The sequence below is a fragment of the Pelagovum pacificum genome, from assembly GCF_016134045.1.
GTDB lineage: Bacteria > Pseudomonadota > Alphaproteobacteria > Rhodobacterales > Rhodobacteraceae > Oceanicola > Oceanicola pacificus_A.
This window is the reverse complement of record NZ_CP065915.1, coordinates 689671-707178: the sequence shown is the minus strand read 5'-3', so window position 1 is coordinate 707178 and position 17508 is coordinate 689671. Positions and strand designations below refer to the sequence as shown.

At 66.8% G+C, this 17508-nt stretch carries 20 protein-coding genes; 13 read left to right on the top strand and 7 right to left on the bottom strand.

Annotated elements, in window-relative coordinates; genetic code table 11:
• Nucleotides 1–118: 118 nt before the first annotated feature.
• Complete coding sequence (locus I8N54_RS03675) at nt 119–784, bottom strand: SOS response-associated peptidase (RefSeq protein ID WP_140193865.1); 666 nt, start codon at nt 782–784, stop codon at nt 119–121.
• A 49-nt stretch (nt 785–833) separates the two neighbouring features.
• Between I8N54_RS03675 and I8N54_RS03670 the strand changes: the two genes are divergently transcribed.
• Complete coding sequence (locus tag I8N54_RS03670; protein WP_140193866.1) at nt 834–1226, top strand: hypothetical protein; 393 nt, start codon at nt 834–836, stop codon at nt 1224–1226.
• A 148-nt stretch (nt 1227–1374) separates the two neighbouring features.
• On the opposite strand, the gene I8N54_RS03665 is transcribed toward I8N54_RS03670, so the two are convergent.
• Together I8N54_RS03665 and I8N54_RS03660 are read right to left on the bottom strand one after the other, a co-directional pair.
• Nucleotides 1375–1899: a P-loop NTPase family protein gene (locus tag I8N54_RS03665; RefSeq protein WP_140193867.1), complete on the bottom strand. Its 525-nt coding sequence runs from the start codon at nt 1897–1899 to the stop codon at nt 1375–1377.
• 184 nt (nt 1900–2083) lie between these two features.
• Nucleotides 2084–3646 carry a bifunctional metallophosphatase/5'-nucleotidase gene (locus tag I8N54_RS03660; protein WP_140193868.1) on the bottom strand — a complete coding sequence of 521 codons (1563 nt, stop codon included), beginning with the start codon at nt 3644–3646 and terminating at the stop codon, nt 2084–2086.
• A 151-nt stretch (nt 3647–3797) separates the two neighbouring features.
• Between I8N54_RS03660 and I8N54_RS03655 the strand changes: the two genes are divergently transcribed.
• Together I8N54_RS03655 and I8N54_RS03650 are read left to right on the top strand one after the other, a co-directional pair.
• Entirely contained in the window at nt 3798–4133 is a 336-nt protein-coding gene (locus I8N54_RS03655) for a DUF952 domain-containing protein (RefSeq protein ID WP_140193869.1), read from the top strand.
• A 134-nt stretch (nt 4134–4267) separates the two neighbouring features.
• The gene (locus I8N54_RS03650) at nt 4268–5311 is read left to right on the top strand and encodes a quinone-dependent dihydroorotate dehydrogenase (RefSeq protein ID WP_140193870.1); all 1044 of its coding nucleotides are present in this window, start codon (nt 4268–4270) and stop codon (nt 5309–5311) included.
• 18 nt (nt 5312–5329) lie between these two features.
• Here the strand turns inward: I8N54_RS03650 and I8N54_RS03645 are convergent, their stop codons facing one another.
• Together I8N54_RS03645 and I8N54_RS03640 are read right to left on the bottom strand one after the other, a co-directional pair.
• Nucleotides 5330–5797, bottom strand: a complete 468-nt coding sequence (locus I8N54_RS03645; RefSeq protein ID WP_140193871.1) for a hypothetical protein — start codon at nt 5795–5797, stop codon at nt 5330–5332.
• Between the two features lie 231 nt (nt 5798–6028).
• Entirely contained in the window at nt 6029–7471 is a 1443-nt protein-coding gene (locus I8N54_RS03640) for a Glu/Leu/Phe/Val family dehydrogenase (RefSeq protein WP_140193872.1), read from the bottom strand.
• Between the two features lie 319 nt (nt 7472–7790).
• Between I8N54_RS03640 and I8N54_RS03635 the strand changes: the two genes are divergently transcribed.
• The 3 genes from I8N54_RS03635 (at nt 7791) to I8N54_RS03625 (ending at nt 10764) form a co-directional block, all read left to right on the top strand.
• A complete protein-coding gene (locus I8N54_RS03635; RefSeq protein ID WP_140193873.1) occupies nt 7791–9548 on the top strand; it encodes a TadE/TadG family protein in 1758 nt (585 codons plus the stop codon).
• Nucleotides 9545–10078 (top strand): TadE/TadG family type IV pilus assembly protein, encoded by a 534-nt coding sequence (locus I8N54_RS03630; RefSeq protein ID WP_140193874.1) that lies wholly within the window; start codon nt 9545–9547, stop codon nt 10076–10078. The genes I8N54_RS03635 and I8N54_RS03630 overlap by 4 nt, the downstream gene beginning before the upstream one ends.
• A gap of 86 nt (nt 10079–10164) precedes the next feature.
• The gene (locus tag I8N54_RS03625) at nt 10165–10764 is read left to right on the top strand and encodes a TadE/TadG family type IV pilus assembly protein (RefSeq protein ID WP_140193875.1); all 600 of its coding nucleotides are present in this window, start codon (nt 10165–10167) and stop codon (nt 10762–10764) included.
• Here the strand turns inward: I8N54_RS03625 and I8N54_RS03620 are convergent.
• Nucleotides 10745–11236 carry a hypothetical protein gene (locus tag I8N54_RS03620; protein WP_140193876.1) on the bottom strand — a complete coding sequence of 164 codons (492 nt, stop codon included), beginning with the start codon at nt 11234–11236 and terminating at the stop codon, nt 10745–10747. The genes I8N54_RS03625 and I8N54_RS03620 overlap by 20 nt on opposite strands.
• 90 nt (nt 11237–11326) lie before the next feature.
• On the opposite strand from I8N54_RS03620, the gene I8N54_RS03615 reads away from it, so the two are divergent.
• The 3 genes from I8N54_RS03615 (at nt 11327) to glpX (ending at nt 14036) form a co-directional block, all read left to right on the top strand.
• Nucleotides 11327–11626: a hypothetical protein gene (locus I8N54_RS03615; RefSeq protein ID WP_197097512.1), complete on the top strand. Its 300-nt coding sequence runs from the start codon at nt 11327–11329 to the stop codon at nt 11624–11626.
• A gap of 64 nt (nt 11627–11690) precedes the next feature.
• Nucleotides 11691–12977 carry a homoserine dehydrogenase gene (locus I8N54_RS03610; protein ID WP_140193877.1) on the top strand — a complete coding sequence of 429 codons (1287 nt, stop codon included), beginning with the start codon at nt 11691–11693 and terminating at the stop codon, nt 12975–12977.
• Between the two features lie 90 nt (nt 12978–13067).
• On the top strand, nt 13068–14036 hold the full coding sequence (gene glpX / locus I8N54_RS03605; RefSeq protein ID WP_140193878.1) for a class II fructose-bisphosphatase: 969 nt from the start codon (nt 13068–13070) through the stop codon (nt 14034–14036).
• A 62-nt stretch (nt 14037–14098) separates the two neighbouring features.
• On the opposite strand, the gene I8N54_RS03600 is transcribed toward glpX, so the two are convergent.
• Nucleotides 14099–14548 (bottom strand): nucleoside deaminase, encoded by a 450-nt coding sequence (locus I8N54_RS03600; protein ID WP_140193879.1) that lies wholly within the window; start codon nt 14546–14548, stop codon nt 14099–14101.
• A gap of 53 nt (nt 14549–14601) precedes the next feature.
• On the opposite strand from I8N54_RS03600, the gene I8N54_RS03595 reads away from it, so the two are divergent.
• From I8N54_RS03595 to I8N54_RS03580, 4 genes are all read left to right on the top strand, one after another.
• Nucleotides 14602–15384 (top strand): pseudouridine synthase, encoded by a 783-nt coding sequence (locus I8N54_RS03595; protein WP_140193880.1) that lies wholly within the window; start codon nt 14602–14604, stop codon nt 15382–15384.
• Between the two features lie 80 nt (nt 15385–15464).
• The gene (locus tag I8N54_RS03590; RefSeq protein WP_140193881.1) at nt 15465–16310 is read left to right on the top strand and encodes a TerC family protein; all 846 of its coding nucleotides are present in this window, start codon (nt 15465–15467) and stop codon (nt 16308–16310) included.
• A 50-nt stretch (nt 16311–16360) separates the two neighbouring features.
• On the top strand, nt 16361–16603 hold the full coding sequence (locus I8N54_RS03585) for a hypothetical protein (protein ID WP_140193882.1): 243 nt from the start codon (nt 16361–16363) through the stop codon (nt 16601–16603).
• A complete protein-coding gene (locus I8N54_RS03580) occupies nt 16603–17487 on the top strand; it encodes a 5-bromo-4-chloroindolyl phosphate hydrolysis family protein (RefSeq protein ID WP_140193883.1) in 885 nt (294 codons plus the stop codon). The genes I8N54_RS03585 and I8N54_RS03580 overlap by 1 nt, the downstream gene beginning before the upstream one ends.
• The last annotated feature ends 21 nt before the right edge of the window (nt 17488–17508 follow it).

The following is a 17508-nucleotide window of genomic DNA, read 5'->3' as shown; positions in this document are numbered from 1 at the left end:
ATCGCTGACCCCAAATTTTCGCCGAAAATTTGATAACAGGCGGCCGGTTAACGAAGTCTTTCGCTGGCTGGGGACATACGGACAAATCGGCTGATCCAGCCGTGCGCCCCCTCGCGCCCTAGTCTTCGACCGGCTCGATCAGCTCCGCACCGCTCGCCCTGTTGGAATTTACTGCCCGGTCGACCCGGTGGAACTGCAGCACGTCTTCCTCCGCCGCCTTCATCAGCGTCGCCGCCCCGTGCCCCGCCTCGCCAAGCCAGAGCGCCCAATCCTCGGGTTCCAGCACCACGGGCATCCGCGTGTGGATGCGCCCCATGCTCTCGTTCGCGCCGGTGGTGACCACGGCGCAGGTCGTCAGCGCCTCGTCGCCGCGCGACCAGTCCTGCCAGACCCCGGCGAAGACGATCGGCGTCCGGTCGACCCGCGTGATGTACCACGGGTAACGCACGCCGTCCTCGTCCTTGGTCCATTCATAGAAACCGCTCGCCGGGATCAGGCAGCGCCGCTCCTTCGCGGCGGTCTTGAAGGCGGCTTTCTCGACGATCGTCTCGGCCCGCGCATTGATGAGCAGCGGCCCGTCGGTCGGCGATTTGTACCAATGCGGCACGAAGCCCCAGCGCATCGGCCGCAGCCGCCGCGTGCCGGTGTCCGAGGTCACGGTGTGCACCTGCACCGTCGGGCACACGTTGTAATTCGGCACCTCGGGCAGATCGTTGGCCGGGATGGCCTCGAACATCTGCACCATCGCCTCTTGAGGCAGGGTTATGGCCATGCGTCCACACATGTTTATAAAGTGGGGCAACTCTGCCCGTTTGTCAGCCCCGGACCATCTCATGACCCGCTTTCTGCCCCTCGCCGCCCTGGCCTTTCTCGCGTCCTGCAACACGGGGCCGGAGCTGGTGCCGCTCGGCGTGTCCGGCGGGGCGAGCCGGACCGACACGATCTACCGGACGGAGTTCGTCGGCCGCTTCTCCCCCTCGCCGATCTGTCAGGGCCAGGAGCTGCAGATCGAATTCGCGCCCGAGAGCGTCTATCTCGGCGAGACCGGCTGCAACATCGCCGGCACGCGGCGGATTTCGAACGGCGTGGCGCTGGAGCTCGTCGGCTGCCGGGCCGAGGGCGCGGCGCAGGCGGACCGGACGCTGTCGGTGACGCGCGCCGGCTCCGGCGCCTTGCAGGTCAGCGGTGGCGGCGTGGACAGCACGGTGCAGCCCTGTCTGGATTGAGGGGGGTGCGCCCCCCTCACCCTGCCCTCTCCCCCGGGGGGAGAGGGTTTCTGTTGCGGTGACCCGTAGGGTGCGCGCTTGATGCGCACCCTCTCCTCACACTCCCCTGAGGGAAAACGGATACCGGCGCACGGGGCGGACCCGGCCCTCACTGCGCCTCCCGAACCGCATCGACGTAGCGCGTCACCTCCCAAGGGCGTTGCAGGTGAACCAGCCGCAGGTGCGGCGGCGGCGCAGCGAAGATATCGCTGATGCGGCGGCGCACCCGTGCGCGACTGGACCAGATGTAGCGATAGAACTCGAGCGTCTGGCGATCGAACCGCTCGGGGCACGCGTCGGGGAGGTCGGCGCGTGACCGGCCGTAGTCCCTTAGCGTCCGGCGAAACACGCGCCATTGGCGCAAGGCAACCGGCAGGTCGAGCCAGACCAGCGTGTCGGCCCGTTCAAGTCGTTCAGGCCAGGTGACGGAATGGCCGCCTTCGAAAATCCAGCGGTCCTGCATGTGGACCTTATGGCAGAGCCGGTCCTTCTCCGCGCGATCTGCCGGGACCCAGCCGGGTTTCCAGTGGATACGGTCGATATGGACGACGGGCAGCCCGGTCACCGCGCCGAGTGCGCGGGCCAGGGTGCTCTTTCCGGAGCCGGGACCGCCGACGATCATCACGCGCTGCATGGTGTTGGGCCTTCCGGATGGGGCGCGGGGAAGGGGTGCGCCGTGAAGGCACACCCTACGTCAGGGGCATTCATCGCGCCCCGACCGGCACGTAGGGTGCGCGTTCAATGCGCACCCGCCCCTGTCACAAGAAATAAGGGGCACGCCCCGCAGGACGCGCCCCTCTCTCAACCCTGGAACGGGATTACTCGCCGGCGGCGGTGATCCGGCCGTCGGTGTAGGGCTCGTAGGGCGAGTTCTCGGCGAGGTACTCGGCCGTGACGTCGGCAAGGTCGGGGCCGAAGTCGTAGGCGTTGGCGGCGTCCACGAACATGGAGTAGCCGTCACCACCGTTACGGACATAGTTGTTCGACACGGCGAGGTAGGTCGCCTCGGGGTCGATCGGCTCACCGCCGACCATCACGTCGGACACGCGCGAGCCGGGCTCGGCGGACGCGTCGAACGTGAAGGACATGCCCGCGACCTGCGGGAAGCGACCGGCGCCTTCCTCGATCTGGCTCACGCCGTTCTCCAGCGCCTCGACGATCGTCGCGCCGTCGACTTCGAAGGTGGAGAGCGTGTTCTGGAACGGCAGGACCGTCAGCACTTCACCCATCGTGACTTCACCGGCGTCGATGGAGGACCGCAGGCCGCCGCCGTTGTTGATCGCCAGCTGCACGCCCTGGTCGGCGACGCGGTCCAGCATGGCGTCGGCGACGAGGTTGCCCATGGAGCATTCGCCGGCGCGACAGGTTTCACGCGAGCCGTCGATCACGTCGGAGCTTTCGGCCACGACCTCGTTGCGGATCTCGTCGAGCGGCTGGGCCAGTTCGGTGATCCGGTCGAGCACCGCCTGGTCCTCTTCCACCGCGGCATCCATGATGAGCGGCGCACCGGAGGCCTCGATGACGTTGCCGTCATCGTCGAAGGTGACGTTCAGCTCGCCCAGGAACTTGCCGTAGGCGTAGGCGGAGACGATCTGCACGCCGTTGACCTCGGTCGGGTACGGGCCTTCCGCGCCCTCCATGTCGCCGAGCAGCGTGTTGGAGTGGCCACCGACGATCACGTCGACGCCCGTCGTGTTCTCGGCGACCGTCTGGTCGACACCGTAGCCGGAGTGGCTGAGCACGATGATCTTGTTCACGCCCTCGTCCGCCAGGCGGTCGACTTCGCCCTGAACCGCGTCGGAGGGATCGGTGAAGATCACGTTCGGGCCGGGCGACGCCAGCTCGTCGGTGTCCTGCGGCGTCAGACCGATCAGGCCGATCGTCTCGCCGCCGATCTCGACGGTGGTGGATTTCATCAGCACGTCGGAGAGGAGGTCCTCGCCCGAGACGTCGGCGTTGGACATCAGGACCGGGAAGTCGACGGCGTCCATGAACCCGCGCAGCACTTCGGGGCCGTCGTCGAACTCGTGGTTGCCCACGGTCATCGCGTCGTAGCCGAGCTGGTTCATGAACTCGGCAGCCATCTCGCCCTTGTAATAGGTGTAGAACAGCGTGCCCTGGAACTGGTCGCCGCCGTCGACGAGGATCGAGTTCTCGGCCCGCGCGCGGGCATCCTCGATCGCGGTGATCAGGCGGGCGGTCCCGCCAAAGCAGTCACCGGCCTCGTTGTCTTCCGGGGCGCAGGTGGAATCGAAGGCCGAGATCGGCTCGAACCGGGCGTGAAAATCGTTGGTGTGCAGAACGGTGAGGTTGAAATCGGCCGCGGCGCTGCCGGCCGTCAGGGCCAGCGCGCAGGTCGACGTCAGGATACGGGCAATCATCTTTTTTGGCTCCCTAGGTTGGACCGTTTCACATTGGGGCGCTCCCGCCGGGGAGTCAAAGGCCGGTGACAGGTGACGCATAGTCCGTCCGGGTGACACGCCCATGACGTGCCTACTTGACCGGCCCCTGACCAGCCGTCATGCCGGGCCAATGCTGATCTACAAGATATTCCGCACCCCCGAGTGGGACGCCCTGAAGGCCGATGGCACGACCGAGGGCGCGCCGATCGATCTCACCGACGGCTACATTCACTTCTCGACCGCCGAGCAGGCCGCCGAGACGGCCGCGAAACACTTCGACGGGGTCGACGGGCTCTGGCTGATCGCGGTGGAAGCCGACGGGCTCGACAACCTGAAATGGGAGCCCTCACGCGGGGGCGCGCTGTTCCCGCATCTCTACCGGCCGCTCCGGCTCGACGACGTGAGCTGGGCAGAGCCGCTGCCCCTGACCGAGTCGGGCCATCGCTTCCCGGAGCGCATGGAATGACGGACGATCCCGCCGGACGGGATCGCATCAATGGCGCGAGAGCATCCGGAACGAACAGTACGACGGCCACGTTCAATCCCCACGGCGCCCGCTCCGGAAGGAACAGGCCCGCCCTGACAACCGGAGCACGTGGCATGAAGCAATATCTCGAGCGGACCGCCCTTGCTCTGATGCGAAGGATGGACCCGGAACGGGCGCACGCGCTTGCTCTCCGGGCGCTGGCCGCGGGGATGGGACCGCATGGCGGGCCGACCACGTCGCCCCGTCTGATGACGGAGTTCGCAGGCCTCCAGTTCGCCAATCCCGTCGGCCTTGCCGCCGGGTTCGACAAGAATGCCACGGCGATCGCGGGACTTTACCATTGCGGGTTCGGCTTCCTCGAGTTCGGCGCGGCGACGCCCCGGCCACAACCGGGCAACCCGCGCCCGCGTCTGTTCCGCCTGTCCGAGGACAAGGCAGCGATCAACCGGTTCGGTTTCAACAACGACGGGATGGAAGCGATTGCCCGACGGCTCGAGGCAAATGGCACCGGGCGGCAGGGCATCAACCTCGGCGCCAACAAGGACAGCGAGGACAAGGCCGCCGATTTCGCCGCCGTCCTGAAGCGGTGCGGCCCGCATGTCGATTTCGCCACGGTGAACGTCAGCTCCCCCAATACCGAGAAGCTGCGCGACCTGCAGGGCAAGGCGGCGCTGGCCGCACTACTCGAGCGGGTGATGGAGGCCAACGACTCGGGCGTGCCGGTCTTTCTGAAGATCGCGCCGGACCTCAACGAGGACGAGATGGCCGATATCGCCGAAGTGGCCGGGTCTTCGGGTGTCGCCGCGATCGTCGCGACCAACACCACCCTCTCGCGCGAGGGACTGACCAGCCGGTATCGTGATGAGGCCGGCGGCCTGTCCGGACAGCCGCTGTTCGAACGCTCGACCCGGTTCCTCGCCAAGCTGTCGACCATGACGGACCTGCCCCTGATCGGGGTCGGCGGCGTCGGCAGTGCGCGGCAGGCCTACGAGAAGATCCGCGCCGGGGCCTCGGCTGTGCAGCTTTACACCGCGATGGTCTATCGCGGCGTGCGGCTGCCCGACGAGATCGCCCTCGGCCTCGACATGCTGCTGGAGCGTGACGGGTTTTCGTCGATCGCGGAAGCGAAGGGCTCGGGGCGTTCGGACTGGCTCTGACGACCGGGTCCGGCCCTGTCAGATCCAGCCGAATCCGAAGCCGACCATGATGCCGGTGACGGCGAGGACCACGAACAGATGGATCAGCGCGTCACGACGGACGACCGCCGGGGCTTCGCGGTTGAAGGCCGTCATGTCCGCAGTCAGCGCCCCGATCTTGCGGCGTGTCGGGCCCCCGCTTGCCTCTGCCGCGCCGATCAGCAGGAAGGCGACCAGCACCCAGAAGGCATAGCCGCTCCACAGATCGCCCCAGCCGGTGATGCGGCCGCCGGCGACGGCCCGTACGATGCCTGTCAGCATGACGAGCCCGCCGGCGCTGCCCATGACGGGACCGGCGAGACGGCTGAGCGACGGCCACGTCGCCGCGGCAGCGGGACCGCCGGAGCGGACGAGTGCCGGCAGCACGACGAGGCCGAACAGGATGGACCCGCCCGCCCAGACGATACCGCTCAGCACGTGCAGGTAATGCACGATGGTCAGGAACATGGGTCTCCTCCCCCGGATGTTCGGGGCAGGATTTTCGAAAGAGTGCGAGCCTGTCAATCGTCCCGGATCAAGGAACCAGATTCGGCAGATGTTTCGCGCGCGAAACAACCGTCTGAAAACGTTAATAAACCCTTAACGTCGCGGGGTGGGCATCCGCTGTTTTCCAAGGCCCTCGCCGCGTCGCGCCCGTCGCCGGGCGCAACGCGCGTTGTCCGGGGGCAGGAGCGCGCCTCAGAGCCCCTTGGCGCGGTAGCTGCTTGCGACGCGGCCGATTGAGACGAGATAGGCGGCGGTGCGCAGGTCCTTCACGTCGTCCCGCTCTCGCCAGACCTCGCTCATCGCCTGGTAGGCGGTGCGCATGGTGTCGTCGAGGCCAGAGCGCACGAGCTCCAGCTCGCCCGCGCCCTTGAGATAGCGATCCTTGAAGTTCGGTGACAGCTCCCAGCCGAGGCCCCGGTCGGCGGACAGCCGTTCGAGTTCGGTCACAAGCAGTTCGTGCCGGGACTCTTCCTGGCGGCGCTGCATCCGGCCGAAGCGGATGTGCGAGAGGTTCTTAACCCACTCGAAATAGGACACCGTGACGCCGCCGGCATTGGCGTACATGTCGGGGATAATGACCACGCCCATATCGCGCAGAATCTCGTCCGCCCCGGCGGTGATCGGGCCGTTTGCCGCCTCGATGATGAGCGGCGCCTTGATGCGGGGAGCGTTCTCCTTGTTGATGACGCCCTCCATCGCGGCGGGGATCAGGATGTCGCAGGCCGTCTCGAGCACGTCGGAACCGTCGGCATGGTGGTTCGCCTGCGGATAGCCCGAGACGCCGCCGTGATTGGCGATCCACTGCTTCACCGCCTCCACGTCGAGGCCATGTTCGGAATAGAGCGCGCCGTCACGTTCCAAGATGCCCGTGATGATGCAGCCGTCCTCTTCCTGAAGGAACTTGGCGGCGTGGTAGCCGACGTTGCCGAGGCCCTGAACGATCACGCGCTTGCCCGACAGCGTGCCGGTCATGCCGGCGGCCTTCATGTCGTCGGGGTGGCGGAAGAATTCGCGCAGGGCGTATTGCACGCCCCGGCCCGTCGCCTCCGTCCGGCCGGCGATGCCGCCGGCGTTGATCGGCTTGCCGGTGACGCAGGCGTTGGCATTGATGTCGGTCGTGTTCATCCGCCGGTACTGGTCGGCGATCCAGGCCATCTCGCGTTCGGAGGTGCCCATGTCGGGGGCCGGGACGTTCTGGGCGGGGTGGATCAGGTCGCGCTTGGCCAGCTCATAGGCGAAACGGCGGGTAATCTGCTCGAGCTCATGCTCCTCCCACTGGCGGGGGTCGATGCAGAGACCGCCCTTGGAGCCGCCGAACGGCGTTTCCACCAGCGCGCACTTGTAGGTCATCAGCGCCGCCAGCGCCTCCACCTCGTCCTGGTTGACGGACATGGCGTAGCGAATGCCGCCCTTCACGGGCTCCATATGTTCGGAATGGACGGAGCGATAGCCGGTGAAGGTGTGGATCGTGCCACGCAGCCGCACGCCGAAGCGCACCGTGTAGGTCGCATTGCAGACGCGGATCTTCTGCTCGAGCCCCGGCGAGAGGTCCATCAGCGCCACAGCGCGGTTGAACATGATGTCCACGCTCTCGCGGAATGTCGGCTCCATGTTCCTCGGGTGTGCGTCGGCCATGGATCGTCCCTCCTCTTGTCATTATTCGGCCTCATCCGGCCGATAACCCTAACTTTGCACGATTCGGGTTACAGGTCTGTGTGTCTCAAAAAAGGCACCGCCGCGACCCGACAGGGGGACCAGCAGATTGTTGCCCACAGATCCGCGATGCCTTACGCAACGTCGGATTCGTTTCCCGTTTACCCCATTAACCGCCTCATTTCGTTGGTAAACGGCCCCAAAGATACCTCATTCCTGTGAACAGATTGCCGCGCTGCGGCAGCACCCTGCCTGGGCCGAATCCCGCCGGTCCGCTGCCGACGGCAAAGGGGACATAGAGATGACGAAAACAGTGCGTGACACCCGCCAACCCTTGAGCCTTGCCGACCGCGCGACGCAGGCACGCAAGCGGTTTCACCGTGACGAACGCGGCAGCATGATCGTGTTCGGTCTGTTCGTGTTCGTCCTGCTGATCCTCGCTGGCGGCATGGCCGTCGACCTGATGCGGACGGAGACTGCCCGCACACGGCTTCAGTCCACGCTCGATCGTGCGGTGCTGGCCGCTGCCGGGTTCGAACAGGACCAGGATCCCGAGACGGTCGTGCGCGATTACGTCGCCAAGGCCGGGCTGTCCGATTTCCTGATCGACGTCGACGTGACCGACACCGCCGGCCTGCGCAGCGTGCGCGTGGATGCCAACGTCAACGTCGCCTCGTTCTTCATGGATTTCATCGGCATCCGCTACCTCCCCGCCCCCGCGTCGAGCGCGGCTGGCGAGTCGACCGCGAACCTCGAGATCGCGCTCGTGCTCGACGTGTCGCAATCGATGGACGGGTCAAAGCTGGAAGAGCTCAAGGACGCTGCGCAGGAATTCGTCGACACGATCCTGCTCACCACCGATCCGGACCGGGTCAAGATCAGCGTCATCCCCTACGCGACGCAGGTCTCCGTACCGCCGACGCTGCTTGACCTGCTTATCGACGTCTTCAACCGGGAACACAGCTATTCGAGTTGCATCGACTTCGATGACGAAGATTTCCTTACGCCCTCTATCCTGCCTCCCACCTTGGTCCTGTCTGCCGACCAACTGAAGCAGTCCGACCATTTCGACCCGTTCTACAATTGGGGTCCGGAGGTCGCGCCGGCCAACGGCCAGCCGCCCGTGCACACCTGTAACCCAAACGAGAGCCAGCAGCTTCTGCCGATGGCGCACGACGGTGAGGCGCTGAACGATTACATCGAGGGGCTCATCTCGGACGGCAACACCTCCATCGACATCGGGATGAAATGGGCCGCCGCGACGCTCGACCCCGCGATGGGCAACTTCTGGAACCTGACCGTCACAAGCCTCGGCTCGTTCCTGTTCAACCCGATCGCACCTTGGGGCGACAGTTCGACTGACAAGGTGATCGTTCTGATGACCGACGGGCACAATTCCGACGAATTCCGCCTTCCCGACGACTTCCCGAGGTGGTCGGAGGTCTATTACGACGACCTCCGGGGCGAGTACTGGGTCAAGGCAAAGGACGACCGCGACGCGGACGGTGACGGCCGACGCTCGTCGGATAATTGGTTCTGGGTCGACGCGCGCGTGAACCGCCAGAGCAATTTCTGGCGCAAGAACGACGAATGGCCCTATGCGCCCGAGGTCTGCCACGAGGAAGGATATTGGTATCTTTGGCGTTGGGTCACGCGGACGGTCTGCGAAATCACCCCGACCAACATCGAGCCGAACCTGCGCCGCCTGTCCTACGACGAGCTCTTCGACAGGGTCTCACTGTACTACAACGCCTATTACCACCACTACCTGCAGAACTACGACAACCGCGAGCTCAATACCTGGTTCTATGACCTGAGGGAACGGGCCGATATCGAGCCTGGGACGAAGAACGCGCGCCTGCACAACATGTGCAACACGCTGAAGGCCAACGACGTCCAGATCTACGCGATCGGCTTCGACGTCGAGGATGAGGATGTGCCCTACATGGCCGACTGCGCCTCCTCCTCGTCGCACTTCATGCGGGTTGCTCCGAACAACCTGAACGATGCCTTCGGGTCGATCGCCCGCCAGCTCACCGTTCTGAGGCTCACCCAATGATCGCGAAACTGCGCCGGTTCACGCGGCTGTTCCGGAAGGACAAGACAGGCAACGCGACGATCGAGTTCTGCATCGTGTTCCCGGTGTTCATGGTGCTCACCGTCTCGGCCTTCGAGACCGGGCTGCTGATGACCCGGCAGATGATGCTGGAGCGCGGGCTCGACATGGCGGTGCGGGCCGTGCGGCTCGGCACCGGCCGGGAAGTCGACGACGAGGCGCTGCGCAAGATGATCTGCAACGGCGCCGGCATCATCCCCGAGTGCCTGACCGAGCTTAAGGTCGAGATGGTCGAGCTGGACCCGCGCAACTGGACCGACCTGCCCCGCCGGCCCGACTGCGTCGACCGCAACAACCCGACCGCGCCGAGCCGGAACTTCGTCAACGGCGGCAGTCACGAGCTGATGGTCCTGCGGGCCTGTGCCCTGTTCGATCCGATCTTTCCGAACTTCGGCATCGGCATCCAGCTGACCAAGGAGTCGAAGTACTATGCGCTCGTCTCCACCTCCGTCTTCGTGATGGAACCGGGCTGAGCCCGAGGATGCCCCGTTCCCACCCATACGCCGCCGTATTCGTCGGCTAAGCCCGACATGAACGGTGATCTGAAAGAGGTTTGGACGTGATCCTGCGTTTCCTGATGGACGGACTGCGCCGACTGCTGCGGGAAGAGCGAGGCTCCATCGCGGTGGAGTCCGTGCTGATCCTGCCGATCCTCACCTGGTGCTATGCCGGCACCTTCGTCTATTTCGACGCTTTCCGTGCGGAGTCGATCAACGCCAAGGCGACCTATGCGATCGCCGACATCATGAGCCGCGAGACGGAGCTTGTCCCGCCGACCTATTTCGATTCGCTGCTCCGGGTGCATCGCCTGATGACCTTCGCCCAGCTTCCCACGCGCCTGCGGGTGTCCGTCCTGGAATGGGACGACGACCGCAAGGACCACGAGATCGTCTGGTCCGTTGCGCGGGGCGACGGCGGCATCAATCCGATGACGGATGCCGAACTGGGAGAGGACTCCCCGATCGCAGCCAAGATGCCGAACATGCTCGACGGCGAGAAGCTGATCGTCGTGGAATCGTGGCTGCCCTATGAGCCGGTCTTCAACGTCGGGCTCGGCGGTTTCGTGTTCGAGGGCTTCACCGTGACCCGCCCGCGCTACGCGCCGCAGGTCTGCTACGATCCGGGCAACACCGGGGACGTCAACGACGCTCTGTGCTGAGGTCGGCGACCATCAGCGCCAGCTGATCCGCCATCGCCTTCGACTGACCGCCCGATGTCACGCCGCCGAGGCCGATCCGCCGGCCGACCCGCCACCAGAGACCGGGCACCCAGGCCCGTTCCATCGGGCTGTCGAGCGTGACGAGGAAGCCGTTCGAGGGCCGAAAGGCGAAGGTGCCACGATCGACCTTCACGATCCGATCCAGTGGAGCGATGACGCGGCCGGTGCTCTCCACCAGGCCGTCCGTCGTGAGCACGACCGCTTCCTTCGTGCCCTGCCGCATCCGCTCGCCCGCCCACATGGTGACCGCGCCGCAGAGCACGAGCGCGATCCGGTAGCCCGCCGCCGCCGGGGCGGCGAAGGCCAGGTAGGCCAGCAGCGCGCCGAGCACGTAGAGCACGCCGACCGCAAAGGCTCGCCGTGGGGGCGAGGCCTGAAGCCGGAAGAGTTCTTCTGCGCGATCTGTCGTCATGCACGCGGCAATAGCCTGCGGCGACGGTCTTGGCCAGCGACTGCGCTGCCGCTTCCCGGCGCCGCGCAGGCGGGCTATGGTCGCGCCGTCATGCGGTTCGTTCTCCTCTCCCTTCTGCTCGCCGGTTGCGCGAGCATTCCGGCCCTCGACGGGCGGGTCAGCGACGAGGTCGCCGCCCTGCCCTATCCCGACCTCGTGCCGCTTGGCCCGGTGGTGGCGGAGGGCCGTGCGCTCGGCCAGGGCGGCGCCACCGGGGAGGCGCTCTCGACCGCCGTCGACAGCCGCGCCGCGGCGCTGCGCGCGCGGGCCGCAGCGCTGCGCCCGCCGGTGGTCGACGATGCGACGCGCGACCGCATGGCGCGCGGTGTCGACACCTCCGCGTTGCGGTGAGGGAATATTGCCGCTAAGGGCGGTGCCGACAGCCGAAATCTGACCCGAAACAGGAGCCTTCCCCATGTCCGACCCACTTCGCCTAGGCATTGCGGGTCTCGGGACCGTCGGGGTCGGCGTGCTGAAGATCGTTCGCGACCAGGCCGACCTGATCGCCGCTCGCGCCGGCCGCCCGGTCGAGGTCACCGCCGTCTCCGCCCGGACCCGCGACAAGGACCGGGGCGTTTCGATCGACGGCATGGCCTGGGAGGACGACCCGGTCGCGCTCGCCACCCGCGACGATGTCGACCTGTTCGTCGAGGTCATGGGCGGTTCCGACGGACCCGCCAAGGCCGCGACCGAAGCCGCCATCGAGGCAGGCAAGGACGTGGTGACCGCCAACAAGGCGATGCTCGCCATCCACGGTCAGGCGCTCGCCGAGGCCGCCGAGGCGGCGAATGTCGTGATCCGCTTCGAAGCGGCGGTCGCCGGGGGCATTCCCGTCATCAAGGCGCTGACCGAGGGCCTGTCGGCCAACCGGATCGAGCGCGTGATGGGCGTGATGAACGGCACCTGCAACTACATCCTCACCCGGATGGAGGCGACGCGGCAGGGCTACAACGCGCTGTTCGAGGAGGCCGACAAGCTTGGCTACCTCGAGGCCGATCCGATGCTCGACGTCGGCGGAATCGATGCGGGCCACAAGCTGGCGCTGCTGTCGTCCATCGCCTTCGGCACGCGGGTCGACTTCGACGCCGTGCAGCTCGAAGGCATCCAGGCGATCACGCTCGAGGACATCGTGCAGGCCCGCGACATGGGCTACCGGATCAAGCTGCTCGGCGTGGCGCAGATGACGGGACGCGGGCTGGAACAGCGGATGATGCCGTGTCTCGTGCCGGCGGGATCGCCGCTCGGCCAGCTCGAGGGCGGCACGAACATGGTGGTGATCGACGGCGACTCGGTGGGCCAGATCGTGATGCGCGGTGCCGGCGCGGGCGAAGGCCCGACGGCGAGCGCTGTGATGGCCGACGTGATCGACATCGCGCGCGGTATCCGGGTCTCGACCTTCGGGCAGGCCGCGTCCGGTCTGCGGCAGGTGCGTGCGGCAAGCTCCGCCGTGCCCGCGCCCTACTACATCCGCATGGCACTGCTCGACAAACCGGGGGCGCTCGCCAAGGTGGCGACCGTCCTTGGCGACAACGGGATTTCGATCCACCGGATGCGGCAGTACGACCATGCCGAGACGACCGCGCCCGTGCTGATCGTGACGCACCGGACCACGCGCTCCGCCCTCGACGAGGCCGTCGCGGGGATGCTGCGCACCGGCGTCGTCGCCGGCGATCCCGTGGTGCTGCGCATCGAGGAGGTCTGAGCCGAACTGCGGCGCTGTTAGCGCACCCAGTCTTGTTCCTGTCACGTCCGGCGGCCTAAGTAGCCCGGACGCAACGGAAAGGACCGCCGCATGGCCAGCAAAGCCCCCGAATTTCACGACCGCCTGCTTTCTCTCGGGCTCGCCCGGGTGAGCGAGGCCGCGGCGATCGCCTGCGCCGGCCTGATCGGGCGCGGCGACGAGAAGGCCGCCGACCAGGCCGCCGTGAACGCCATGCGCAACCAGCTGAACATGCTCGACATTTCCGGCACGGTCGTGATCGGCGAGGGGGAGCGGGACGAGGCGCCGATGCTTTACATCGGTGAGGAGGTCGGCGCCGGAACGGGTCCGGCCGTGGACATCGCGCTCGACCCGCTGGAGGGGACGACGCTGACCGCCAAGGACATGCCGAACGCGCTGACCGTCATCGCGATGGCCCCGCGCGGCACCTTGCTGCACGCGCCAGACGTCTACATGGAGAAGCTCGCCATCGGCCCCGGCTTCAAGCCCGGCCTCGTGACCATGGCGATGTCGCCGGCCGAGCGGGTCTCGGCGCTGGCCGCCGCCAAGGGCTGTTCGACGGACGACATCACCGTCTGCGTGCTGGAGCGGCCGCGCCACGAGGAGATGATCGCCGAGCTGCGCACCACGGGCGCGGCGATCCGGCTGATCACCGACGGCGACGTCGCGGGCGTGATGCACTGCGCACAGCCCGAGCTGACGGGAATCGACATGTACATGGGCTCCGGCGGGGCGCCGGAGGGCGTGCTCGCAGCGGCGGCACTGAAATGCATGGGGGGTCAGATTTACGGGAAGTTGACGTTCCGCAACGATGATGAGCGCGGGCGTGCGAAGGCGGCGGGGATCACCAACCTCGACCGGGTCTATACGCGCGACGATATGGTGACCGGCGACGTGATCTTCGCGGCGACCGGCGTGACCGACGGTTCGCTGTTGCCGGGCATCAAGCGCGAGCCGAACCACGTCACGGCAGAAACGATCCTGATGCGGTCCAAGACCGGGTCGGTCCGGCGCATGATCTACCGCAATCCGGTCGAGTGACCCGGATTTTCGGCGAAAATCCGATATCGATTTTTCGCCGAAAAATCGGATTCTAAAGAGACCTACCGCCTCGCGGTGAAGAAATCCCGAAGAAGGGCAGCACTGACCTCCGCGTCGATCCCGTCGTAGATGTCCGGCACGTGGTGGCTCTGGGAATGCGCGAAGACGCGCGGCCCCTGCCCCACACCGCCGGACTTCGCGTCCGCCGCCCCGTAATAAAGCCGGCCGATCCGGGCGAAGCCGATCGCCGCGGCACACATCGGACAGGGCTCAAGCGTCACGTAGAGATCGCACCCCGGCAGCCTGTCGCTGCCCGTAGCGGCGCAGGCTTCGCGGATCGCGAGCATCTCGGCATGGGCCGTCGGATCGGACAGCTCGCGCGTGCGGTTGCCGGCGCGCGCCAGCACCCTGCCACCGGGCGCGATCAGGACCGCGCCGACCGGCACTTCGCCACGCTCGCCGGCGGCGCGCGCTTCTTCCAGCGCAAGTCCCATGTAGGAGCGAAAGACCATTCCCGTTACTGTCGGACATTGCGCCCCGGGCGCAAGCGGCGATAAGGCGAGGCATGACGGACGAGAACCAGACAGCGGAACGCATCGCGAAAGTGCTCGCACGGCGCGGCGTCGCCTCGCGGCGCGAAGTCGAGCGCATGATCGAAGCCGGACGGGTGTCCGTCAACGGACGCAAGCTCGACAGCCCGGCGCTGAACGTCACCGACAAGGACCGCATCCTCGTCGACGGCAAGCCGGTGAAGGCGCCCGAGCCGCCGCGGCTCTGGCTCTACAACAAGCCCGTCGGACTCGTGACCACCGAGCGGGACGAGAAGGGCCGCCCGACGGTCTTCGGCGCCCTGCCCGAGGACATGCCGCGCGTTATGTCGGTCGGCCGGCTCGACCTGAATTCCGAAGGGCTGCTGCTGCTCACCAACGACGGCGAGATCAAGCGCCGCCTGGAGCTGCCGTCAACCGGCTGGCTGCGCCGCTATCGGGTCCGCACCCACGGACAGCCCGATGAGGCCGCGCTCGACCGGCTGCGCCGGGGCATCGAGGTCGAGGGCGTCCGCTACCAGCCGATGGATGTGACCTTCGACCGTCAGCAAGGCTCGAACGCCTGGCTGACGGTGGCGCTGCGCGAGGGCAAGAACCGCGAGATCCGCCGCGCGATGGAGTCGATCGGCGCGAAGGTGAACCGGCTGATCCGGGTGTCCTACGGCCCCTTCCAGCTCGGCAATCTCGAGACCGGCAAGGTCGAGGAGCTCCGCCAGCGGGTGGTGCGCGACCAGCTCGGCCTCGACAATCCGCCGAAGCCGCAGCGCAAACGGCCGCCGGCACGGCGCCGGGAAACCTGACAGGGGGTCAGGGGGTTGAGACTTGCGATGGCTGCGCCCGTGTGCATCCTGAGCCTGCAAAAACGGACCAAGGGGGCGGGATGGCCGAACTTCTGACCGTCGAGAATGCGACCAACCTGCTGATGCTCTGCTTCCTGCAGGCGGTACTCGGCTTCGACAACCTGCTCTACATCTCGATCGAGAGCCAGCGCGCCCCGGTGGCCCACCAGCGGGCAGTCCGCTTCTGGGGGATCATCATCGCGGTTACCCTGCGCATCGTGCTGTTGTTTGCCATGGTGCGACTGCTCGAACTGCTGGAAGCGCCCTTCTACACCTTCGCCTGGGAGGGCATTCTGACCGGCGGTGTGAACTTCGCCACCATCGTCTACCTGATCGGCGGTGCCTTCATCATGTACACGGCGGTCAAGGAAATCGGCCACATGCTGTCGATCGAAGACCCCGGCCACGACGTCGAAGCCAAGAGCGGCAAGTCCGCCGTCTCCGTTGTCGCTCTGATCGTCATGATGAACCTGATCTTCTCGTTCGACTCGGTGCTGTCGGCGATCGCCATCACTCACGTCTTCCCGGTGCTGGCGGCCGCGATCCTGCTGTCGGGCCTCGCGATGATCCTTCTGGCGGACGGGGTGACCCGGTTCCTGCAGAAAAACCGGATGTACGAAGTGCTCGGCCTGTTCATCCTGCTGATCGTCGGCGTCGTCCTGCTGGGCGAGGCCGGACAGGCTGCGGTGCACGGGGCGGAGGCGATCGGCACCAGCCCCGAAGAGGCCGAAGCGCTGGCCCTGAAGCTGTTCGGATACGAGATCGTGCCGATGTCGAAGAGCACCTTCTATTTCTCCGTGGTCGTCCTCGTGGCCGTCGAAGTGCTGCAGTCGGGCTACTCCCGGAAGCTGAACGCGGAGCGGCGCGCGCTGCAGAGGCACTCGTAATCGGGGCGTCGCGCACCTATTGTCTCAGGGAGGCAAGGAGTTGATCGGACATGACCAGACTCATTCTGGGCCTTCTTCTGCTGGCGGCGCTCATCATGGCGGCGCAGGCGATCATGGACTTCGCCCGGCCGGGCCGGCGCACGCGCCGTGCGATGCCCGAAAGCGCCGCACGGCCCGGGTCCGCAGGAACGGAGATTGACGATCCCATGCCCCGCACGCTGAAACTCGTCGCGTATGTCCTGCTGCTCGCGCTGATGGCAGGCGTTTCCGCCGGCTGGCTCGGAGCGGTCTGATGGCGAAGCGCTTCGGCGGCACATACAGCCCCGGCGGCCCGACCGAAGGCGGCGGCAAGAGCCGCCCGCCCCGCGCCCCGCTGAACGAGGCGCCCCGCGACGCGGCGGGGATGCGCGCGAACCTGATGTTCGTGCCCCCGTTCCTGCTGGCCGTCACCTCGCTCAACGACGGGCCCGTCGTGCTGGTCTTTTCGCTGGCCGGCGCGGCGATCCTCACGCTCGGCGCGTGGCTGCTCCGCGAAGGGCTGCGGGCAGAGGCCGCCTACAACGCCCGGAAAGTCGCCCGTCGCCCCGCCATGCCGCGCAAGATCGCGGCAGCCTTGCTCGCCGGACTCGGCATCGCGGTTGCCGGCTGGACCGGCGGTGCGGGTATCGTCGGCTCGATCCTCTACGGAGTCGCGACGGGGGCATTGCACCTCACCGCCTTCGGGATCGACCCGCTGAAGGACAAACATATCGAGGGGATCGACACGTTCCAGCAGGACCGGGTCGCCCGCGTGGTGGACGAGGCGGAGGAACATCTGGCGACCATGTGGGCCCAGATCCAGACGACCGATGCTCGCGCGCTGCAGGACCGGGTGGCCGACTTCTGCGCGACCGCCCGCCGCATGATCCGTACCGTGGAGGAGGACCCGCGCGACCTGACCGGGGCGCGCAAGTTCCTCGGCGTCTACCTCCTCGGGGCGAAGGACGCGACGATTAAGTTCGTCGACCTCTGGAACCGCCGCAAGGATCCGGAGGCCCGCGCCGACTACGAGGCGCTGCTCGACGACCTCGACAAGAACTTCGCCGCCCGGACGGAGCAGATGATGCTCGACGACCGGACCGACATGGATATCGAGATCAAGGTGCTGCGGGACAGGTTGCAGCGGGAAGGCGTCTGACGACGCGCGTGAGCAAGGGGA